Source organism: Actinoallomurus iriomotensis (genome assembly GCF_030269445.1).
GTDB lineage: Bacteria > Actinomycetota > Actinomycetes > Streptosporangiales > Streptosporangiaceae > Actinoallomurus > Actinoallomurus iriomotensis.
Genome location: NZ_BSTJ01000008.1, coordinates 42,537 through 61,302, shown reverse-complemented (window position 1 = coordinate 61,302; position 18,766 = coordinate 42,537). Strand labels below are relative to the sequence as shown.

At 70.2% G+C, this 18,766-nt stretch carries 20 protein-coding genes and 1 tRNA gene; 6 read left to right on the top strand and 15 right to left on the bottom strand.

What is annotated here, in order from left to right:
- Positions 1–9 precede the first annotated feature (9 nt).
- From arfA to QSK37_RS29835, 4 genes are read right to left on the bottom strand one after another with little or no spacing between them, the layout of a single operon-like run.
- A complete protein-coding gene (gene arfA, locus QSK37_RS29850) occupies positions 10–1,494 on the bottom strand; it encodes an arabinosylfuranosidase ArfA (RefSeq protein ID WP_285627723.1) in 1,485 nt (494 codons plus the stop codon).
- Positions 1,491–2,300 carry a carbohydrate ABC transporter permease gene (locus QSK37_RS29845; RefSeq protein WP_285580495.1) on the bottom strand — a complete coding sequence of 270 codons (810 nt, stop codon included), beginning with the start codon at positions 2,298–2,300 and terminating at the stop codon, positions 1,491–1,493. Before QSK37_RS29845 ends, arfA begins: the two co-directional genes overlap by 4 nt.
- Positions 2,300–3,208, bottom strand: a complete 909-nt coding sequence (locus QSK37_RS29840) for a carbohydrate ABC transporter permease (RefSeq protein ID WP_285627720.1) — start codon at positions 3,206–3,208, stop codon at positions 2,300–2,302. The genes QSK37_RS29845 and QSK37_RS29840 overlap by 1 nt, the downstream gene beginning before the upstream one ends.
- Before the next feature lie 7 nt (positions 3,209–3,215).
- The gene (locus QSK37_RS29835) at positions 3,216–4,487 is read right to left on the bottom strand and encodes an ABC transporter substrate-binding protein (protein WP_285627717.1); all 1,272 of its coding nucleotides are present in this window, start codon (positions 4,485–4,487) and stop codon (positions 3,216–3,218) included.
- A 192-nt stretch (positions 4,488–4,679) separates the two neighbouring features.
- On the opposite strand from QSK37_RS29835, the gene QSK37_RS29830 reads away from it, so the two are divergent.
- Positions 4,680–5,729, top strand: a complete 1,050-nt coding sequence (locus QSK37_RS29830; RefSeq protein ID WP_285627714.1) for a LacI family DNA-binding transcriptional regulator — start codon at positions 4,680–4,682, stop codon at positions 5,727–5,729.
- Here the strand turns inward: QSK37_RS29830 and QSK37_RS29825 are convergent.
- Positions 5,726–6,256, bottom strand: a complete 531-nt coding sequence (locus QSK37_RS29825; RefSeq protein ID WP_285627711.1) for an rRNA adenine N-6-methyltransferase family protein — start codon at positions 6,254–6,256, stop codon at positions 5,726–5,728. The genes QSK37_RS29830 and QSK37_RS29825 overlap by 4 nt on opposite strands.
- Before the next feature lie 127 nt (positions 6,257–6,383).
- Here QSK37_RS29825 and QSK37_RS29820 point away from each other — a divergent pair, with 127 nt between their 5' ends.
- Positions 6,384–7,205, top strand: coding sequence for a patatin-like phospholipase family protein (locus QSK37_RS29820; RefSeq protein WP_285627708.1), 822 nt, complete (start codon positions 6,384–6,386; stop codon positions 7,203–7,205).
- 170 nt (positions 7,206–7,375) lie between these two features.
- Positions 7,376–7,909: a hypothetical protein gene (locus QSK37_RS29815; protein ID WP_285627706.1), complete on the top strand. Its 534-nt coding sequence runs from the start codon at positions 7,376–7,378 to the stop codon at positions 7,907–7,909.
- Positions 7,910–8,138: 229 nt separating this feature from the next.
- Here the strand turns inward: QSK37_RS29815 and QSK37_RS29810 are convergent.
- From QSK37_RS29810 to nadD, 4 genes are all read right to left on the bottom strand, one after another.
- Positions 8,139–8,211: transfer RNA gene (locus QSK37_RS29810), tRNA-Ala, on the bottom strand.
- A gap of 69 nt (positions 8,212–8,280) precedes the next feature.
- Entirely contained in the window at positions 8,281–8,916 is a 636-nt protein-coding gene (locus QSK37_RS29805; RefSeq protein WP_285627704.1) for a histidine phosphatase family protein, read from the bottom strand.
- 34 nt (positions 8,917–8,950) lie between these two features.
- Positions 8,951–9,358: a ribosome silencing factor gene (gene rsfS / locus QSK37_RS29800; protein ID WP_285580510.1), complete on the bottom strand. Its 408-nt coding sequence runs from the start codon at positions 9,356–9,358 to the stop codon at positions 8,951–8,953.
- Between the two features lie 36 nt (positions 9,359–9,394).
- Entirely contained in the window at positions 9,395–9,985 is a 591-nt protein-coding gene (gene nadD, locus QSK37_RS29795; protein WP_285627701.1) for a nicotinate-nucleotide adenylyltransferase, read from the bottom strand.
- Positions 9,986–10,146: 161 nt separating this feature from the next.
- Between nadD and QSK37_RS29790 the strand changes: the two genes are divergently transcribed.
- A complete protein-coding gene (locus QSK37_RS29790) occupies positions 10,147–11,241 on the top strand; it encodes an RNA-guided endonuclease InsQ/TnpB family protein (RefSeq protein ID WP_285627699.1) in 1,095 nt (364 codons plus the stop codon).
- A gap of 65 nt (positions 11,242–11,306) precedes the next feature.
- On the opposite strand, the gene QSK37_RS29785 is transcribed toward QSK37_RS29790, so the two are convergent.
- The 3 genes from QSK37_RS29785 to QSK37_RS29775 form a co-directional block, all read right to left on the bottom strand.
- A complete protein-coding gene (locus tag QSK37_RS29785; RefSeq protein ID WP_285627697.1) occupies positions 11,307–12,107 on the bottom strand; it encodes a hypothetical protein in 801 nt (266 codons plus the stop codon).
- A gap of 10 nt (positions 12,108–12,117) precedes the next feature.
- On the bottom strand, positions 12,118–12,984 hold the full coding sequence (locus tag QSK37_RS29780) for a flagellar basal body-associated FliL family protein (protein WP_285627694.1): 867 nt from the start codon (positions 12,982–12,984) through the stop codon (positions 12,118–12,120).
- 100 nt (positions 12,985–13,084) lie between these two features.
- A complete protein-coding gene (locus QSK37_RS29775; protein ID WP_285627692.1) occupies positions 13,085–14,353 on the bottom strand; it encodes a phenylacetate--CoA ligase family protein in 1,269 nt (422 codons plus the stop codon).
- A gap of 77 nt (positions 14,354–14,430) precedes the next feature.
- Here QSK37_RS29775 and QSK37_RS29770 point away from each other — a divergent pair, with 77 nt between their 5' ends.
- A complete protein-coding gene (locus QSK37_RS29770; RefSeq protein ID WP_285627688.1) occupies positions 14,431–15,468 on the top strand; it encodes a M48 family metallopeptidase in 1,038 nt (345 codons plus the stop codon).
- Between the two features lie 100 nt (positions 15,469–15,568).
- Here the strand turns inward: QSK37_RS29770 and QSK37_RS29765 are convergent, their stop codons facing one another.
- From QSK37_RS29765 to QSK37_RS29755, 3 genes are read right to left on the bottom strand one after another with little or no spacing between them, the layout of a single operon-like run.
- Complete coding sequence (locus QSK37_RS29765; RefSeq protein WP_285627686.1) at positions 15,569–16,081, bottom strand: WXG100-like domain-containing protein; 513 nt, start codon at positions 16,079–16,081, stop codon at positions 15,569–15,571.
- A gap of 47 nt (positions 16,082–16,128) precedes the next feature.
- Positions 16,129–16,458, bottom strand: coding sequence for a hypothetical protein (locus tag QSK37_RS29760; protein ID WP_285627684.1), 330 nt, complete (start codon positions 16,456–16,458; stop codon positions 16,129–16,131).
- A gap of 10 nt (positions 16,459–16,468) precedes the next feature.
- Positions 16,469–17,245 carry a hypothetical protein gene (locus QSK37_RS29755; RefSeq protein ID WP_285580524.1) on the bottom strand — a complete coding sequence of 259 codons (777 nt, stop codon included), beginning with the start codon at positions 17,243–17,245 and terminating at the stop codon, positions 16,469–16,471.
- A gap of 268 nt (positions 17,246–17,513) precedes the next feature.
- On the opposite strand from QSK37_RS29755, the gene QSK37_RS29750 reads away from it, so the two are divergent.
- A complete protein-coding gene (locus QSK37_RS29750) occupies positions 17,514–18,662 on the top strand; it encodes an ROK family transcriptional regulator (RefSeq protein ID WP_285627681.1) in 1,149 nt (382 codons plus the stop codon).
- Positions 18,663–18,766: the final 104 nt, after the last annotated feature.

Here is an 18,766-nt window from a genome sequence, read left to right as displayed (position 1 = left end):
GAGGCGGGCTCAGACGGTGAGCCGGATGACGTTCCAGGACACCGGCGGCAGCTCGACGAGCAGTGGCTCACCGGCCCGCACCGGGACCTCACTCCGCTGGGGCGTCACCCGGCCGGGCTCGGCCTCGGTGTTGGCCGCGCCCGTGTCCGCGTCGGACAGGACGATCCGCTCGGCGCTCCGCACGCCCGGCAGGGCGCGCAGGTCGAGGGTGAGACCGACGGACTCCTCCACGTCGCGGTTGACGGCGAAGACGGTGACACCGTCGTCGTCGTGGGTCGCCACCGCGTCCACCAGCGGCACGTCGCCGTACTTGGCGGTCTCCACCCGCGGCGCGTCCAGCACGACCCGCAACGCGTCGCCCTTCGCGTACGCCGCCGCGTGCGCGAAGGGATGGAAGATGGTCTGCCGCCAGGCGGGGCCGCCCGGCTCGGTGCGGATCGGCGCGAGGAGGTTCGCGAGCTGCGCCTGGCAGGCGACGCCGACCCGGTCGGCGTGCTTGAGCAGCGAGATCAGCAGGTTTCCGACCACGACGGCGTCGGCGACGTTGAACAGGTCCTCGCTCATCCGGGGCGCCTGCTCCCAGGTGCCGCCCTCGAAGGAGTCGGTGTACCAGACGTTCCACTCGTCGAAGGAGAGCTGGATCCGCTTGGACTTGCGCAGCTTGGCCCGTACGTGGTCGGCGGTGGCGATGACGCCGTCGATGAAGGCGTCCATGTCGACCGCCGAGGCGAGGAAGCTCGGCAGGTCGCCGTCCTGGCCGTAGTAGGCGTGCAGGGAGACGTAGTCGGCCTCGTCGTAGCAGTGCTCGAGGACGGTCGCCTCCCAGCTGCCGAACGTCGGCATGTGCCCGTTCGAGCTGCCGCAGGCGACCAGTTCGACCGACGGGTCGACGAGCTTCATCGCCTTGCCGGTCTCCTGGGCGAGCCGGCCGTACTCTGTCGCGGTCTTGTGCCCGATCTGCCACGGACCGTCCATCTCGTTGCCGAGACACCACAGGCCGATGCCGTACGGCTCGGTCCGGCCGTTCTTCACGCGGCGGTCCGACAGGGCGGTGCCGCCCGGGTGGTTGCAGTACTCCAGCAGGTCGACGGCCTCCTGGACGCCGCGGGTGCCGAGGTTGACCGCCATCATCGGCTCCACGCCCGCCCGGTCGGCCCAGGTCATGAACTCATGCAGCCCGAAGGCGTTGGTCTCCAGCGACTGCCACGCGAGGTCCAGGCGGGCCGGGCGTTCCTCGACCGGCCCGACGCCGTCCTCCCAGCGGTAGCCGGAGACGAAGTTGCCACCCGGGTAGCGGACGACGCTGACGCCCATCTCGCGGGTGAGCGCCAGGACGTCCTCGCGCAGGCCGTCCGCGTCGGCCCGCGGATGGCCGGGCTCGTAGATGCCGGTGTACACGCAGCGGCCCATGTGCTCGACGAACGAGCCGAACAGGCGGGGCCGTACCGGCCCGACGCGGAAGGCCGGGTCGAGGATGAGAGTCGCGGTCTTCATTTGAGTCCCGTCGTGGCGATGCCTTGGATGAACTTGCGCTGCACGAAGAGGAACGCGATCACGATCGGCAGGGTCGTGAGCGTCGCCCCGGCCATCACCACGCCGTACTGCGAGACGTGCTGTCCCATGAACAGGGCCAGCCCCGCGGGCAAGGTCTCCATCCGCGTGCTCGTGGTGAAGATCAGCGGCCACAGCAGGTCGTTCCAGTTGAACATGAAGTCGAACAGGGCGATCGTCAGCAGGGCCGGTTTGGACAGGGGAAGGATGATCCGGGCGTAGATCCGCCAGTCGCCGGCCCCGTCGATGCGGGCCGCCTCGTCGAGCGAGCGCGGGATGCCGAGGAAGAACTGGCGCAGGAAGAAGATCCCGAAGGCGTTCGTGGCCCGCGGGATGATCATGCCGGGGAAGGTGTTCATCAGCCCGAGCTTGGCCACGAGCTGGTAGATCGGGATGAGCGTGACCTGGTACGGGATCATCAGGAACAGGATGATCGCGATGAACAGCGCGCGGCGGCCGGGGAAGTCCAGCCGGGCCAGCGCGAACGCGCACATCGAGTTGAACGCCAGGGAGAACACCGTCACGCCGCCCGCGAAGATGATCGAGTTGAGGAACTGGCGGGCGAACGGGATCTGCCGGGTCACCTCGCGGTAGTTCTGCGTGGTGACGTGCTCGGGCAGCAGTTGTGCGGGGTTGCCGGTGATGTCCGCCTCGGGCTTGACGGAGGCGAAGACCATCCACACGACCGGCAGCACGATCACCGCAACGGCCACCAGGAGACCGGCGTAGAGGCCGACACGACGAACCATCAGTACTTCACCTGCCGCCGGCCGAAGTAGAAGTTCTGCACGAGGCTGATCAGGAAGACCAGGAACACCAGCACCCACGCGACCGCCGAGGCGTAGCCGAACTCGAAGTCCTTGAAGCCCGTGCGGTAGACGAGGTACACCAGCGTCTCGGTCTTGAAGAACGGGCCGCCGTGCGTCATCACGAAGATCTGGTCGAACGCCTGCAGCGAGGCGATCGCCGCGATGACGAACACGAACAGCGTGGTGTTGGACAGCAGCGGCCACGTGATGTGGCGGAACCGCGCCCACGGCCCGGCGCCGTCGATCGCCGCGGCCTCGTAGAAGTCGTTCGGGATCGTGCTCAGGCCCGCCAGGTACATCACCATGTAGAACCCGGCGTTCTTCCAGACCCCGACGAACATCACGTACGCCATCGCCCAGTTCGGGTCGTTCACGCCGTTGCCGAGCGACAGGCCGACGTGCTGGAGCCAGCGTGGGAGCACCCCGATGTTGGGGTCGAGCACGAAGTCCCACGCGATGCCCATGACGCCGAACGACAGCACGGCGGGCAGGAAGATCGCGGCGCGGAAGAACGACCGGCCGCGCAGGCGGCGGTGCAGCATCAGCGCGAACACCAGCGCCAGCCCGACCGCGAGGGGCGTGACCACGGCCGCGTACACCAGCGTGTTGACCAGGTCGCCGCGGAACGTCGCGTCCGCGAACAGCTTCCGGTAGTTGCCCAGCCCCACGAACGTCGGCGGGGCGAACTGGGACGCCTCATAGAAGGAGGTGCGCAGCGACCAGATCATCGGCCAGGCGAGGAAGACGCCCAAGATGATCACGGACGGCGCGATGAACCCGTACGCGCTGAGGCTGCGCCGGGCGCGCAGCGTGAGGCCGCCGCGCGCCCGGACACCGGATCGACGCATGAACCGGTCAGCTCCCCGCCAGCAACGTCCGGAGCTGCCCCGCGCTCTGTTTCAGCAGCGCCGCCGGGTCGCCCTGGCCGTTCAGGATCTTCTCGAACCCCGGGTCGATGACCTCGCTCTGCATCTGCGCGAACTTGGTCTGACCGGGCAGGAACGGCACGGCCTTCGGCGCGTACTTGGCGAACACCGCGACGTTGGGGTTCTTCAGGTCCGACGCGCCGACGTCGGTACGGGTGGGCGGGAAACCGGTGGTGTTGGCGAAGTAGATCTGGGAGTCGCGGGAGTTCCAGTAGGAGAAGAACTCCTCGGCCGCCTTCTTCTTCGCGCCGGTCGCGCGGCTGCCGAGCGAGAACTGCACGCTGTCGCTGAGCGTCGTCTGCGCGGCCGGTCCGGCGGGCACCATCGCGAGGCCGTAGTCGATCTTCGACTGCTCCAGCGAGGACGTCAGCCAGGGGCCGTTGATCTCCATCGCCGCGTCACCGGACTGCATGAGCTTGTCGGCGTCCGCGCCCGACGTGCCCACCGGCATGACGTGGTTCGTGCGGACCAGGTTCGTCCACGTGGTCATGGCCTGGATCGACTGGGGGCTGTCGAGCGTGACCGTCCTGCCGTCGTCGCCGATGACGCCGCCGCCCTGGCCGGCCAGCAGGATCGGGATGCCCTCGACCGTCTCGTGCGTGCCCATCGTGATGCCGTACTGCGCCGGCTTGCCGCCGGGCCCCTTGCCCTTGGTGAGCTTCTTCAGGTCGGCGATCCACTCGTTCCAGTCGGCCGGCGGCGCCGCGATGCCGGCCTGCTTGAACAGCTTCTTGTTGTAGTAGAGGAGCAACGGGGTGAAGTTCGCCGGCAGGCCGTACTGCTTGCCGGCGTACTGGCCCGCCTGGAGCGCGCCGGGCACGATCTTGGACTTGTCGAGGCCGGCCGAGAAGGCGTCGTCGAGCGGCTGGAAGACGCGCTTGGCGGCGTACTGCGCCACCTGGTTGGCGCTCATCGCCGTGACGTCGGGGCCCTTGCCGGCGCCGTAGGCGGGCAGCAGCTTCTGGTAGAAGACGTCCCACGGCATGATCTGCATGTTCACGTGGATCTTCGGGTGCGACTTGTTGAACTCGTCGACCAGATGCTCGACGCCGGGCCGGTCGCCTCCGGTGAAACCGTTCCAGAACGACAACGTGACGGTGCCACCGCTCTTGTCGTCCGACGTGCCGGACCCGCCACACGCGGCGGCGGCGGCGAGCGTCGCCAGCGCGGCGAACGCGGTGAGCTTTCTGCGTAGGTCCACGGCGTCTCCTCCCTCATCGGCAGCGATGAGCCGGCCCGACGTCTCCTCACCGGGCCGGAGTTACCGGGACCATACTCGCGAAGGTAAACGATGTACACCCCTCACCTCGGAGTAACTCATGTCGCCCATGGTGCAGCTTCCATCGATGTAGTAATCGATATACTCTCGTCCGGCGACAAGAGGGGGTCGGGGATGACCAGCACGTCCGCGCAACCAGGACGCCGCTCGGCGAGCATGAAGGACGTGGCCGCCCGTGCCGGAGTGTCGGTCAAGACCGTCTCGAACGTCATCAACGGCGCGCACGTCGGCGCCGCGACCCGCGAACGCGTCGAGCGCGCCATCGCCGACCTCGGCTACCGGCCCAACATCAGCGCCCGCAACCTGCGCCGCGGCCGTACGGGGATCCTGGCCCTCGCCGTGTCCGAGGTGGACGTCCCGTACTTCGCCGAGCTCGCCCGGCTCATCGTCGACACCGCCGAGGAGCACGGCTACACGATCCTGATCGACCAGACCGGCGGCGACCCGAAGCGCGAGCAGTACGTCGTCGACGGCATGGGCGCCCGGCTGGTCGACGGCATCGTGTTCAGCCCGGTCGCCATGGACCACCTCGACATCGCCCGCCGCACGGACACGACACCGCTGATCCTGCTCGGCGAACGCGTCTCGGCCGGCACCGCCGACCACGTCGCGATCGACAATGTCGCCGCCGCCCGCACCGCCACCGCGCACCTGGCGGGTCAGGGCCGTCGCCGCATCGCCGCGATCGGCACGCAGCCGTCGTACGCGCAGGGCACCGCCACCATGCGCGAGAGCGGCTACCGCGCGGCGCTGAACGACGCCGGGCTCCCGGTGGAGGAATCTCTGATCGTGGCCGCCCGGCAGTACCACCGCCGCGACGGCGCGGAGGCGGCGGCGTACCTGACCGAGCTGGAGGATCCGCCGGACGCGGTGTTCTGCTTCAACGACACGCTGGCCCTGGGCGCGATGCGGACGCTGCACGACCGCGGCTACCGCATCCCCGAGGACGTCGCGGTCGTCGGCTTCGACGACATCGACGACGGCCGGTACAACGTGCCGAGCCTGACGACCATCAGCCCGGACAAGGCCGGCATCGCCCGCTCGGCCCTGCGCCTGCTGCTCGACCGCATCGCCGCCGTCGACTCCCCGCCCCGCGAGGTGACGGTGAGCCACGAACTCCGCGTCCGCGAGAGCTCGGGAGCGGGCCCCCGACGGCGCCCCTAACGCCGTCGGCGTACGACGAGGACGGACGAGTCGACCTGCGGTGGCGGGCGGAAGGCGCGGCGGGGCAGCGCACGGCCGGCCCGGACCTCCCAGCGGCCCGGTCGCGAACGCCCCTCGGTGTACCGGCGGACCACCGCACGCTGGAGGACCAGGTCGGCGGCGACCAGCCGCGACCGCGGCGCGAGCAGGAGCCGCAGCAGCTCACTGGAGAGCGCGTACGGCGGGCTGGCGACGACGCGGAACGGCCGGCGCGGCAGCGGCAGGGCCAGCGCGTCGGTCTCGACGACCGTCACATCCGTGCCCGCGAACCGCTCGCGCAGCCGCTCGGCCCGGCCGGGATGCGGCTCGACCGCGACGACCCGGGCTCCGGCCGCCAGCAGGTGGGTGGTCAGCGCGCCACGGCCGGCGCCGATGTCGAGCACGAGCTGCCCCGGGCGTACGCGGGCGTCCTCGACGACACGGCGGGCCCACTCGTCAACGAGCGGATGCCAGCCCCACGCCCGCCGCGACCGCCCGGAGGCGACCACGGCGCACCATGTTCATGAAGCACGTCATGCCGTTCACCGTAGGAGGCCCCCACATGGCCCGGCAATCGAATTACGAGCGCCGTGATCGCTGCCCCAGGCGCGAACCCGAACTCGGGGAGGCGAGCCGATGACAGTGCAGAGCGCGGTCGTTCTGGGGCCTGGCGGCGTGGTCGGCACGGCGTGGCTGGCCGGGCTGGCGGCGGGGCTACGCCGCGAAGGTGTCGACCTGGGCGCCGCCGACCTGATCGTGGGCACGTCGGCGGGCGCGATCGTCGGGGCGATCCTGGCCCGCGGCGAAGACCTCGACCGGCTTGCCACGCTGCCCGCGCCGACCGGTCCCCCGGACGGTGCACGGCCCGATCCGGCGAAGCTCGCGGAGGTGTTCGCGACGCTCGGCGACACCGGGATCGACCGCGCCGAGGCCACGCGCCGGGTCGGCCGGCTCGCCGTCGCCGCCACGACCGGCGCCGAGGAAGCGGTCATCGCCCGGATGCGGTCCCTGGTCGGCGGAGCGGAGTGGCCGTCGCGGCCGCTGCTGATCCCGGCGGTGGACGCCGAAACCGGCGAGGCGGTGGTCTGGGACCGGCAGGGCGCCGCGTCGCTGCCGGAGGCCGTGGCCGCGAGCACCGCCTTCCCCGCGACCGCCCCGCCGATCACCATCGGCGGGCGCCGTTACATCGACGGCGCGCTCCGGGCCGGAACCAACCTCGACCTGGCCGGTGACGCGGAAACGCTGATCGTCGCCGAGCCGATGGCGCACGGCTTCGGCCCGAGCGACGCCGGAGAGGGCGAGCGGATCGTCGTCCGGCTGGTTCCGGACGCCGAGGCGACCGAGGCGATCGGCCCGGATGTCGGCGACCGCGCCGCATGGGCGCCCGCGTATCAGGCCGGCGTCAGGCAGGCCGAGGACGCCGCCGAACGCATCAGGGAGTGTTCCGCGATCAGGTGACGGGACGGGAGGCTCCCGTCACCGTCATGCCACCGCCAGGTGATGATCTTCGCCCCCGCCGGTAAAAAGACCCCGGCGGGGGTCACGGTCGTGATGATCTCGCGGGGAAACCCTCTTCCGGACGCCGGGCCACGACGTCCGGAAGGCCGAACTCGACGGGGGAACAGAAGATGATCAAATCCATCGGACGACACGCCCTGACCGCCGCAACGACGATCACGCTCAGCGGCGCCGCGGTCGTCGCGCCGTACGGGCCAGCGGAGGCGTCGAGCTTCTCGGCCACCTACACCTGCACCGTGCCGGTGCTGGGCTCCCGCCCGGTCACCATCAACGGCCGCCTGACCGCCTCGGCCGACCAAGCGACGGTGGGCCGGCCGCTCCGCTTCCACCTGCGCATCTCCCGCCTGAACCTGCGCACGCCGGTACCCATCGACAGCTGGACCGCGGTAGCCGAGATCGACGTCAACGGCGCACGGACGAGCGCGTTCCGCATGACCGGAACCGGCGGCCCGGTAACACCACGAGAACCCATCAGCGGCGACCTGTTCGGCTCCTGGACCCCAAGAACACCCGGTACGGCCCGCTTCCGCGGCGCCAACGTGGCCCTGACCGCCCGAGTAGCCCGAGTAGGCCAACTAACCGCAGCCTGCACCCCGACCACCCCCCGCCCGGTAATGGAAACCGTAACGGTGCTCCAGCCATAGCCAACAAGCCAAAACCAGAGGCAGAGAACCGCCGGGCCCAGACAACGGGCCCGGCACCCCCGACATCCGAACAACCCGAGCAAAAACCCTCGTGAGACCCCAGCCACGTGGGGGCGTGGGGGCGAAGCCCCCACATCGGGGGGAATGGGGGGTCGCCCCCCAAAAGGAATAGCGGCCCAACGCGAAACCGCCCCCCGAAGGGGGGCGGTGAGTAAGTTGAGCCAGCCCGTGGAGCTATGGGGATTCGAACCCCAGACCTCCTCCATGCCATGGAGGCGCGCTACCAACTGCGCCATAGCCCCGCGCGTCTTTCAGGTCTCCCTGCGACGCCCCGTCAGTGTATAGGACCTGACGGCCATACCTGTAATCGATCAGCCGTCACCCGCGGCACGGTCGTCACTCAGGACGGGTTCCGGCAGCGTACCGGCGTTGTGCTCGACCAGACGCCAGCCGAGGCGACCGTCCTCCAGCACCGACCAGCAGCAGTTCGACAGGCCTCCGAAGCGGCCCCACAGCTCCTCGGGGAAGCCGAGCCAGTGCAGCATGCCGATGCGGACGGCCGCGCCGTGGGAGACCACGACGAGCAGGCCGTCGTCCGGGATGCGGGTCAGCGCGCGTTCGAGGGCGGCGCCGAAGCGCTTGGCGACCTGTTCCGCGGTCTCGCCGCCCGGCGGCTGCCAGATGGCGTGCTCGCTGGGGTAGCGGGTGCGGATCTCGTGGTTCGTCAGGCCTTCCCAGGCGCCGCCGCCGCGTTCGATGAGGTCCGGGTCGTGGTTGACCGGCAGGCCGGTGACCTCGCTGAGCGCGCCGGCGGTGGCGCTGGCCCGCTGCAGCGGGGACGAGACGATCGCGGACGGGCGGAGGGCGGCGAGGAGCCGGGCGGAGCGGGCCGCCTGCTGCACGCCGGTCTGGTCCAGCGGGATGTCGGTCGTGCCCTGAAAGCGACGTTCGACGTTCCAGGCCGTCTGACCGTGTCGCCACAACACGATCTTGCGCGGCCCGGTCACGAGCGCTCGCCTTCGTCCGGATGGATCTGCGGGCTCACCGGCCGTCACCCGCGCGTACACGTTGTGCCGCGTGGGCGTTGACGTCTTCGGGCAGAGCCATCTCCGGGCAGTCCTTCCACAGGCGCTCGAGCGCGTAGTAGACGCGGTCCTCTTCGTGCTGGATGTGCACGATGATGTCGGAGTAGTCGAGGAGCACCCATCGGCCTTCGCGCTCGCCCTCACGGCGAATCGGCTTGGCGTCGGCGTCCTCGCGCAGGCGCCTCTCGACCTCGTCGACGATCGAGCGGACCTGGCGGTCGTTGGCGGCCGAGCAGAGGACGAAGGCGTCCGTGATGACGAGCTGCTCGCTCACGTCATAGGCGATGATGTTCTCGGCCAGCTTCTCCGCCGCGGCCTCGGCGGCGAGTTGGACCAGCTGGTTGGCCCTGTCGGATGCGGTCACGATGCTGTCGTGTTCCTCCCTGCGGGGGCTTCGTCGTCAGTCGCCACGATAAAGCCCTCGTTTATTGATGTATTGCACGATTCCGTCTGGCACCAGGTACCACACGGGCTCGCCGGCACGCACGCGTTCGCGGCACTCGGTCGATGAGATCGCCAGAGCGGGCACCTCGACGAGGCTCACCCCGCCGCCGGGCAGCCCGGGGTCGGCGAGGTTGTGGCCGGGACGCGTACAGCCTATGAAATGTGCGAGGTTGAAGAGCTCATCCGCGTCACGCCAGGACAAGATCTCGCCCAGAGCGTCGGCGCCGGTTATGAAGAACAACTCGGCGTCCGGCCCGTGTATTTCGCGCATCTCCCGCAACGTGTCGATGGTGTAGGTCTTCCCTGGCCGGTCGATGTCGACGCGGCTGACCGAGAACCGGGGGTTGGACGCGGTCGCGATCACCGTCATCAGGTAGCGGTCCTCGGCCGGGGACGTCTTCCGCCCCTCCTTCATCCACGGCTGGCCGGTCGGCACGAAGATCACCTCGTCCAGCGCGAACAGGTGCGCCACCTCGCTCGCGGCCACGAGGTGACCGTGGTGGATGGGATCGAAGGTGCCGCCCATGACCCCGAGTCGACGTTTCATCCTCTTGTGGCGCGGAAACCCCCGGTGCCACGACCGGGGACGATGCGCCTCCTCCTCACAAGTCGATCGCAGGACAGCAACTTGGGTCACGAACTGTCGGTGGCAGTCCGTAACGTCTCCGCCACGAGAACGGAACGGAATCGCGCGGAGGGAGGGTGGCGGTGACGTTGCGGAAGTCGGCGGTCAAGCAGGCAGGGTGTTCCTCGGCGGTACAGGTACGCCTGACGCCCACGCCTGAACAGGCGGTCCGGCTGGCCGCGGCCGTGGCGGTCTGCAACACCGCCGCCACCTACGCGTCCCGCATCGCCTGGGAACAGGGCGTGTTCGGGCAGTTGGCGTTGCACCGGCTGATCTACCGGCACCTGCGCGACCACTTCGCCGATCTTGGCGCCCAGGCCACCGTACGCACGATCGCACGCGTCGCCGACGTTTACGCCAACCGCCGATCGACCAGGAAACGGGCGCACGTCTTCCGGCCACACGCCGCCGTGCCCTACGACGCCAGAATGATCAGCTTCAACCGAGACGCCCGCATCGCCTCCGTTTGGACCCCCGCCGGCCGGATCCACGTGGCTTATACCGGCCGGGACAGCGACCTGAAGGCCATCGCCACGTTGCCGATCGGGGAATGCGACTTGATCGAACGCAACGGACTCTGGCTTCTTCAAGTCGCCGTCACCCTTCCCCGGCCGGATTTCGCCGAGCCGGTCAATGGCTTCCTCGGGGTTGATCAGGGCACGGCGAACCTGACCGTCACCTCCGACGGTGAGGTCCTGCCCGGCAAGACCCTCCCCGGCACGATCGAGAACAACGGTCACATCCGTGGTCTCCGCGACCGTCGGCACCGGCAACGCCGACGGCTGCAGGCCAAGGGCACCTCCGCGGCCCGGCGTCGGCTGCGCACGCTGGCCGGGCGTGAGTCGCGGATGATGAAAGACGTCAACCACCAGATCAGCAAACACCTGGTGCGTAAGGCCGAACGCGCCGGCATCGCCTTCACCACCGTCGACCCGGCATACACGAGTCAGACCTGCCCACGATGCGGACACGTCACCCGGCTCAACCGGCCTGAGCGCGGCACATTCAGGTGCCGATCCTGCGATCTCGCTGGACACGCAGACCACATCGCAGCCATCAACATCGCCAACCGCGGTGTCGAGGGCTGGGGCGCCATCAACCGCCCACACGCTACCGGCCTCCCTTCAGCCAGACGGGCCCCGGAGAGCAAGCCACAGACTTCAACCCGTGGCCGTTGATGGCGCGACCCTAACCAGCGGCGCCGACGTCCGATTCGTACGCCCCCTCGATTCGCCGCCCGGCATCAGTGCTCGGCCGCGTTGCGCAGTTCGAACGTGACGCCGGCCAGGGACTTGACGCTGCGGTATCCCGACCTGAACACCATGCCGATGGTCGAGCCGTCCGCCCAGGCGCAGGTCACCACCGTCCCGTCCTCGTCCCTGCCCCTCCCGCAGCGGAGCACACCGCCGAACCGCCCGGCCGTGTAGTCCTTCGCGCTGCCCTTTATCCCCAGCGGCTCGAACACCCAGTCGACCTGCTCCGACGGCGTGGCGGACCGCAACTGCTTCGCCGCCGCCGGAGCGTCCTTCGCCGAGAGCCCGATGAAGACGATGGGAGGCTCGGTGCTTCCGCGCCTCTGGTAGATGGCGGTCCTCGCGTGCGTGAACGCGCCGCCGTGCGGTGCCATCTCCTGAAGCATGGCCTTCTCGGCCTGCTGCGCGTCGCTTCCGGTCTTCCGCTGGTAGGGGCCGAAGGTCTCGGGGACGACGATCGCGTGCACCTCGTGTGGGGCGCCCAGTGATCCAGCCTCCGCGAGCAGCAGAGGAACGGCGGCGACCACGACGCCGGCCACGATGACGAGCCCGATGATCAGGCCCCGGCGGTTCTTCTTCGGCGGCCGCGGGCCCGGCCCGTACGGCCACGGACCCGGCGCGCCGTACGGCCCGGGCAGCGTGCCGTCACCGTACGACGCCGGGCCGCCGGGGGCCTCATGGCCTCCCGGGCCGCCGCGCGGCGGGTCGCTCCGGCCCGCCAGGCCCTCATCGGGCCGAGGCTCGCCGTCCGGCGGCACGAACCCCGGCCCGTCGTCCTGTCCGTCGTTCACTCGTCCCCCGTCAGCGTTCGGCGGCGTCGCGCAGCCGGAGGGTGACCCGCGCCAGCGTCGCGGCCGACTTCTGGGGCTGGGCGACCATGCCGAAAGTGGAGGAGTCCGCCCACGCGCAGGTCATCGCCGTCATACCGCCCAGATCACCCTTGCCACAGCGGAGTACGCCGCCGAAATGCCCGGGCGCGTAGTCCTTGGTCTGGGCCACTCCCGTGCCGAGGAACATCTGGTCGACCAGCTCCGACGGGCACGTCGTTCGCATCGCTTCGGCGATCTTCGGGCTGTCCTTGGCCGACATGCCCACGAAGAGCAGCCGACGGTCCGGGTCGCCGCCGTAGGTATAGATCGCGATCTTCCACTTCGCGTACACGTCGGCGTGCTGACGGTCCTCCTTGACCATCGACTGGCGCATCCTCTGGACCAGCCGGTCCGCGACGTTGCCGGTCAGCCGCCGGTACGTTCCGACGGTCATCGGCGGCACGATGGAGTGCGTCACGCTCTCGGCCGCCGGCGAGGTCGCGTCACCGGACGGCGCGGCGGCCGCGTCCGGCCGGGTGTGGTGGTCGCCGGATGACAGGACCACGCCGGCCAGTGCGGCGACGCCGCCCAGCACGACGACCGCGCCGATCGCCAGACCGACGATCAGCCCCGTCCGGCGCCGGCTCGACGGCTCCTCCCACGGCTCGGGTCCGTACGATCCGAACCCTCCGCCGTACGAGCCGGGCTGCGTGCCGTACGCCTCGGGCTGCGTGCCGTACGCGCCCGGTCGTCCCTCGTATCGCGGCTGCGCTCCGGCCCCGTACGGCGCCCCGTCCTGCGGCTCGTCCGGCCACCGCCCGCCATCCGGCGGCGCGAAGCCACCCTGTCCACCGTTCACGACACTCCCCGCTCCAAGCCCCGTCACCGATCAAAGGATCGGTAAAGGTTAGCCAGTGAACGAACGGCGTTATGTCGCAAATGAGCATCAATGAGGGGGACTATAGGCCGGGTAGCGGTGCCTCTCCGGACTCCCAGGTCACCACGCGCACCGCCTTGCCGATCTCCACTCGCGGCACCGTGCCGGCCGGCAGCACCCGGACCTCGCATGACAGGCCCAGCTCGGCCGACAGCTCCTGCTCCAGCCCCGGACCGGCCCCCTCGCACGCCACGATGAGCCGCGGCATGGTCGCCCGCCGGTCGACGATCACCTGGTAGTGCGGCGAGGCGTGCCGCAGCAGCACCGCCTCGATCTCGCGCGGATAGACGTTCACGCCCCGGACGACCAGCATGTCGTCGCGGCGGCCCAGCACCTTGCTCATCCGGACGAGCGTGCGCCCGCACGGGCACGGCGCGGTCGTCAGCGACGCGATGTCCCCGGTGCGGTAGCGCAGCAGCGGCATCGCCTCGCGCGTCGTGGTGAACACCAGCTCGCCCGGCGTGCCCTCCGGCACCGGCGAGCCGTCCTCGCCGACCGCCTCCACGAGGAAGTGGTCCTCGTTGACGTGGAGGCCGTCGCGTTCGAGGCACTCGGTGGCCACTCCCGGCCCGATGACCTCCGACAGGCCGTAGATGTCCAGCGCGGCCAGGCCGAGCAGGTCCTCGATCGTGCCGCGCAGCTCCTCCGACCAGGGCTCGGAGCCGAACAGGCCGGCCTTGAGGTTCAGCTCGACCCCGGCGTCCCGCGCGGCCTCCCCCAGGCGTACCGCGTAGGACGGCGTGCAGGTCAGGATGTCGGGCCGCAGGTCGGCGAGCAGCCGGATCTGCCGCTCGGTCATGCCGCCCGACATCGGCACGACCGTCGCGCCGAGGGCGACCGCGCCCTGGTGGATGCCGAGCCCGCCGGTGAACAGGCCGTAGCCGTAGGCGTTGTGCACCACGCTGTCCGGGCCGGCGCCCGCGCAGACCAGGGACCGCGCGCACATCGCCGCCCACAGCTCCAGGTCGCCCCGCGTGTACGGGACGAGCGTCGGCCGGCCGCGCGAGCCGCTGGAGCCGTGCACCACGACGACGTCGCGCATCGGCACCGCCAGCATGCCGTGCGGGTAGGAGTCCCACAGGTCCTGCTTGGTGGTGAACGGAAGTTTGGGCAGATCGGCGAGCGCGACGTCCTCGGCGCCCGTGACGCCGGCCGCGCGCAGGCGCTCGCCCTGGACGCCGCCGGCCCGTACGAGCCGGTCGATCAGTTCGCGCAGGCGGGTCCGCTGCAGTGCGGCCCGCTCGTCGCGCGACATCGTCTCCGCGGGCCCTGGCCCGTACGCCTCCACCATGAACCGGACCATAGATGGCGCACACGCGGGAGGGGAACCCTGAGCGGGGCACAAGCGTCGGACATAGCATGCCGGACATGACGAGCAACACGCCCGACCGTTCACGCACGCGCTTTCCGGGCATCAGCTCCCGGGCCTACGAACACCCCGCCGACCGGTCGGCGCTGGTGGCGCTGCGGTCGCTGACGGGCTTCGACACCGTGCTCAAGCGCCTGGCGGGCCTGTTCAGTGAGCGCGCGATCCGGTTGATGTTCCTCGGCGGGAGCGTACGCGCCGGTGAGACGCAGTTCCGCAACATCAACGACATGGTCCGCGACGCCTCCTACATCCTCGACCTGCCCGAGGTGCCGGAGCTGTACGTCGTGCAGGACCCCACGCCGAACGCCATGACGATCGGCACCGACCACCCGTTCATCGTGCTCAACACCGGCCTTGTCGACCTGCTCGACGACGAGGAGCTGCGGTTCGTCGTGGCCCACGAGGTCGGGCACGTGCTCTCCGGCCACGCAGTGTACCGGACGATGGCGCTGATCCTGACCAACCTCGGCGCGCGGATCGCCTGGCTGCCGTTCGGCAACATCGCCATCTCCGCGATCCTCATGGGCCTGAACGAATGGCAGCGCAAGGCCGAGCTGTCCGCCGACCGCGCCGGGCTGCTCGCCGGCCAGGACGTCGACGCGGGCAAGCGCGCCCTGATGAAGCTCGCCGGCGGCGGCCGCCTGACCGAGATGGACTCCGAGGCGTTCCGCGAGCAGGCTCGCGAGTACGACGCGGCCGGCGACGTGCGCGACGGGCTGCTGAAGTTCCTCAACCTGCTGACCCGCTCGCACCCGTACGCCGTGGTGCGTTTCGCGGAGCTGGAGCACTGGGCGAACGAGGGCGAATACCAGCGCATCCTCGGCGGTGACTACCCGCGCCGGGCCGACGACGCGAACGCCTCGATCTCCGATGAGATCAAGAACGCCGCCCGCGCCTACCGCGAGTCGTGGAACCGTAGCGAGGACCCGTTCATCGGCGTGGTCAAGGGCGCGGCCGAGGGCGCCGTCAACGTGGGCGAGAAGATCTTCTCCCGCTTCGGCGGCCGCCCGGGCGACGACCGCAACCGCGAGTCCTGACGGCGGTACGCCGCCCCCTCATCCTCGAACGGACGCCCGGCAGCCGGAGACGGTCTGCCGGGCGTCGACGCGTTCCAGTACGTCGGTCCGCTCAGACGGTCTAAGCCGACTTGGTGTCCGAGTTCCCGAGGAGGAGCGCGAGCAGCGTGTTCGTGATGCCGGTCTGCAGCAGACGGCCGATCGCCAGCTCCTCCGGAATGGCGACCTGACCGCCGGGGATCATGGCGGACGTCGCGATCTGCGCCGCGGTCACGCCGCCGTCGACGAGCTTGAAGATCTTGTATGAGGCCAGCCCGATCGGCACCACTCCGCCGGCGATGAGCGCCGTCACCAGCGCGCCCTTGTGGTGGTCGATGAGGTTGTTGATCGCGCCCTGCGGATGGTCGATCGTCTGCGTCATCGACGTCCCGGCCGCGCTCTGGACGGCGGAGGTCGCGCGCTGCCCGTGGGTCTTCGCGTCGGTCACCGCGGGCTGAACGTTGGTCGCGTGCTGCTGGTACACGGTGCCGACGGCGTGTGCCGTGTCCTCATTGGCGTTCGTCCAGCCCGCGGCTCCGGCTATGCCCATGAGGTTGAGCAGCTTGGCAAACCAGCCCGGGAGCTCTATCGCCATTGGATCGTGTCACCTTTCCGGCCGCGTCCGGCCTCCTCGGATCAGGGTCAGACCGACTGGGTCAGGCCGGTGTTCGCGTCTTCCGCTCCGGTCATGTTCCCGGACATCACCTGCATCGCCTGCCCGTGGCTGTGCAGCACGTCGAGGTTCTGCTGGCCGGTGGACATCATCATCTGGTGGACGGCCGTGAAGCACCCCCCGAGCACGCCCCCGATCAGATCGTTCGGGTCGTTGTTGGGGTTCCACCACTCGCCGAACCCCTCGATCTGCGTCTGGGTGTTGGCCAGGTGGGTTCGGGCGTTCTCGTGGGCGGTCACGATGCCGTCGCCGGCCAGCTTCAGCTGCGGCCGGTCGTACTCGATCTGCGGCTCGGTCATCCTTGCTCCCTCAACGCTCCGGCTCGATGCCGTTGATCACGTCACTCAGCGCCCGGAAGTAGGACTCCAGCCGGGCCATGTTCCGTTCCCTCAGCTGACCGAGTTGTTTCTTCACCGCTTCCGGATCGACGTCGGACTCCGCCCGCCGGTCCCGCGTCCTGGCGTCCAGGTCGTCCAGCGCGGCGTTCACCGCGGTCACGACGTCACGTTCGAGCTCGACGGTGCCGCGCGTCGCGCGGGCGTCCAGAACCAGTGACTTGAGCCGGCCGACGGGCACGCACACCGCGCGCACCGACGCCCGCGGGGCCTCGCCCGTGCCGGTGAGGTCCTCGTCGCCGAGGTGCCGCGCCTCGTCCACCGTTCGCAGGAGGCCGGTCACCTCGTCGACCATGTCGTCGACGTTCAGGGTCGGCAGATCGGCCACCCTGACCCCGGCCTGGCGCAGTTCGGTGACGACGTCCGCGGCGAACTCCATCCGCTGGCTCATGTCGCGCCGGAATTGCTCGTTCGCCTTCTGCAGGTCGGCGATGATCTCGCGCAAATCGAAATCCGGGGCCTCGCCGTCGAAGCGACGCGCGCGGAAGTCCTCGAGCGCGGCGTTGACCGCCTCGATGAGAAGCCGGCTCAGCTCCTCCCGTGAGGATCGCAGCAGCCTCGGTTCCACACGTACGGTCTCCAACCGCTCGTCGACCACGGTCGCCCGTACGCGGCCCTCATCGGCTTCGCCGACACCGCGGGGGGTCTTTCCGGGGCCGGTGTCCGACCGCTCTACCGACCACTGCGCCATGGCCTGATCGTACAGCGATCGCGCCTTACCTGAAGGATCGACGGCAAACGCCGGAAGTGCCGCTATGACACTTCGAAGATGTGCGATAGCGGTGAATGCCGCGAATGACGATCGCCGTGCGGGGCCGAGTCCCCCATGACGCCGGACCCGCGACACACGCGGTGCACGCCGGCGAGCGTGCCGAGGCAGGTTACTCCGAGCACGGTTGCGCGTAGCCTGGAGTTCACTTCTTGAACACCGTAGACCCGCTGGGGGACCGATGGTGGCGATGCCGGGCTCGCAGACGTCCCTGCGGGAGGCCAACCAGCGGCGGGTCATCGAGGCGGTGCGCGAGTCCGGGGCGCCGACCCAGGCCGACATCGCGCGCAGCACCGGGCTCTCCCGCGCCACCGTCTCCAACATCGTGCGCGAGCTGACCGCCGGCGGGCTGCTCGTCGTGACGCCGACGTCGGCCGGCGGGCGCCGGGCCCGCGCGGTGTCGCTGGCTCCCGGCGCCGGGCTCGCCGTCGGGGTCGACTTCGGCCACTCGCACCTGCGCGTGGCGATCGGCAACCTCGCCCGCGAGGTGATCGCCGAACGGGTCATGCCGCTCGACGTCGGCGCGTCGGCGGCCGACGGCCTGTCCGCGGCGGAACGTCTCATGGACGGGCTGCTGGCCTCGGCCGGCGCGACGCGCGAGGACGTGGTCGGGATCGGGCTCGGCGTGCCCGGTCCGGTCGACGCGGTGACCGGCACGATCGGGTCGAGCACGATCCTGCCCGGCTGGGCCGGCATCCACGCCGCCGACGAGGCCGCCCGGCGCCTCGGCCGCCCCGTGCACGTCGACAACGACGCCAACCTCGGCGCGCTCGGCGAGATGACGTGGGGCGCGGCGCACGGCCACGCCGACGCCGCGTACATCAAGATCAGCTCTGGCGTCGGCGCCGGTATCGTCATCGGCGGCCGTCTCTACCACGGGCCCGGCGGCACCGCGGGCGAGCTCGGGCACCTCACGCTCGACGAGCGAGGGCCGATGTGCCGCTGCGGCAACCGCGGCTGCCTGGAGACCTACGCCGGCGGCCGTTACCTCGCCGAGTTGCTGCGGCACGCGCACGGCGACGGCCTGACCACCGCGCGGATCGTCGAGCTGGCCCTCGCCGGCGACGCGCCGTGCCGCCGCGCGGTCGGCGACGCCGGCCGTTACGTCGGCGCCGGTGTGGCCGGCCTGTGCAACCTGCTGAACCCGACGCGTGTCGTGGTCGGCGGCGACCTGGGCCGTGCGGGGGCGCTGCTGCTGGATCCGATGGCCGAGGCGGTGAGACGATCGGCGATCGCCAGCGCGGCCTCGCTGGTGTCGATCGTGCCCGGGGTCCTCGGCGACCGCGCGGAGGTGCTCGGCGCGCTGGCGCTCGTTCTCCAGGTCGCGTTCAACTCTTGAACGATTCTGGCAGGCTTCGGCCAAACTTAATTCAAGCCTTGATTTGATCTTCGGCTGGGTCTTTGATCACAGAGCCTCTTCTTGATCCCCCGCCTGGAGACACG

Coding starts and splice junctions, on each gene's coding strand:
- arfA (WP_285627723.1), bottom strand. CDS start 1,494: ATGAAGACCGCGACTCTCATCCTCGACCCGGCCTTCCGCGTCGGGCCG.
- QSK37_RS29845 (WP_285580495.1), bottom strand. CDS start 2,300: ATGGTTCGTCGTGTCGGCCTCTACGCCGGTCTCCTGGTGGCCGTTGCG.
- QSK37_RS29840 (WP_285627720.1), bottom strand. CDS start 3,208: ATGCGTCGATCCGGTGTCCGGGCGCGCGGCGGCCTCACGCTGCGCGCC.
- QSK37_RS29830 (WP_285627714.1), top strand. CDS start 4,680: ATGACCAGCACGTCCGCGCAACCAGGACGCCGCTCGGCGAGCATGAAG.
- QSK37_RS29820 (WP_285627708.1), top strand. CDS start 6,384: ATGACAGTGCAGAGCGCGGTCGTTCTGGGGCCTGGCGGCGTGGTCGGC.
- QSK37_RS29815 (WP_285627706.1), top strand. CDS start 7,376: ATGATCAAATCCATCGGACGACACGCCCTGACCGCCGCAACGACGATC.
- nadD (WP_285627701.1), bottom strand. CDS start 9,985: ATGAAACGTCGACTCGGGGTCATGGGCGGCACCTTCGATCCCATCCAC.
- QSK37_RS29775 (WP_285627692.1), bottom strand. CDS start 14,353: ATGGTGGAGGCGTACGGGCCAGGGCCCGCGGAGACGATGTCGCGCGAC.
- QSK37_RS29770 (WP_285627688.1), top strand. CDS start 14,431: ATGACGAGCAACACGCCCGACCGTTCACGCACGCGCTTTCCGGGCATC.
- QSK37_RS29765 (WP_285627686.1), bottom strand. CDS start 16,081: ATGGCGATAGAGCTCCCGGGCTGGTTTGCCAAGCTGCTCAACCTCATG.
- QSK37_RS29760 (WP_285627684.1), bottom strand. CDS start 16,458: ATGACCGAGCCGCAGATCGAGTACGACCGGCCGCAGCTGAAGCTGGCC.
- QSK37_RS29755 (WP_285580524.1), bottom strand. CDS start 17,245: ATGGCGCAGTGGTCGGTAGAGCGGTCGGACACCGGCCCCGGAAAGACC.
- QSK37_RS29750 (WP_285627681.1), top strand. CDS start 17,514: ATGCCGGGCTCGCAGACGTCCCTGCGGGAGGCCAACCAGCGGCGGGTC.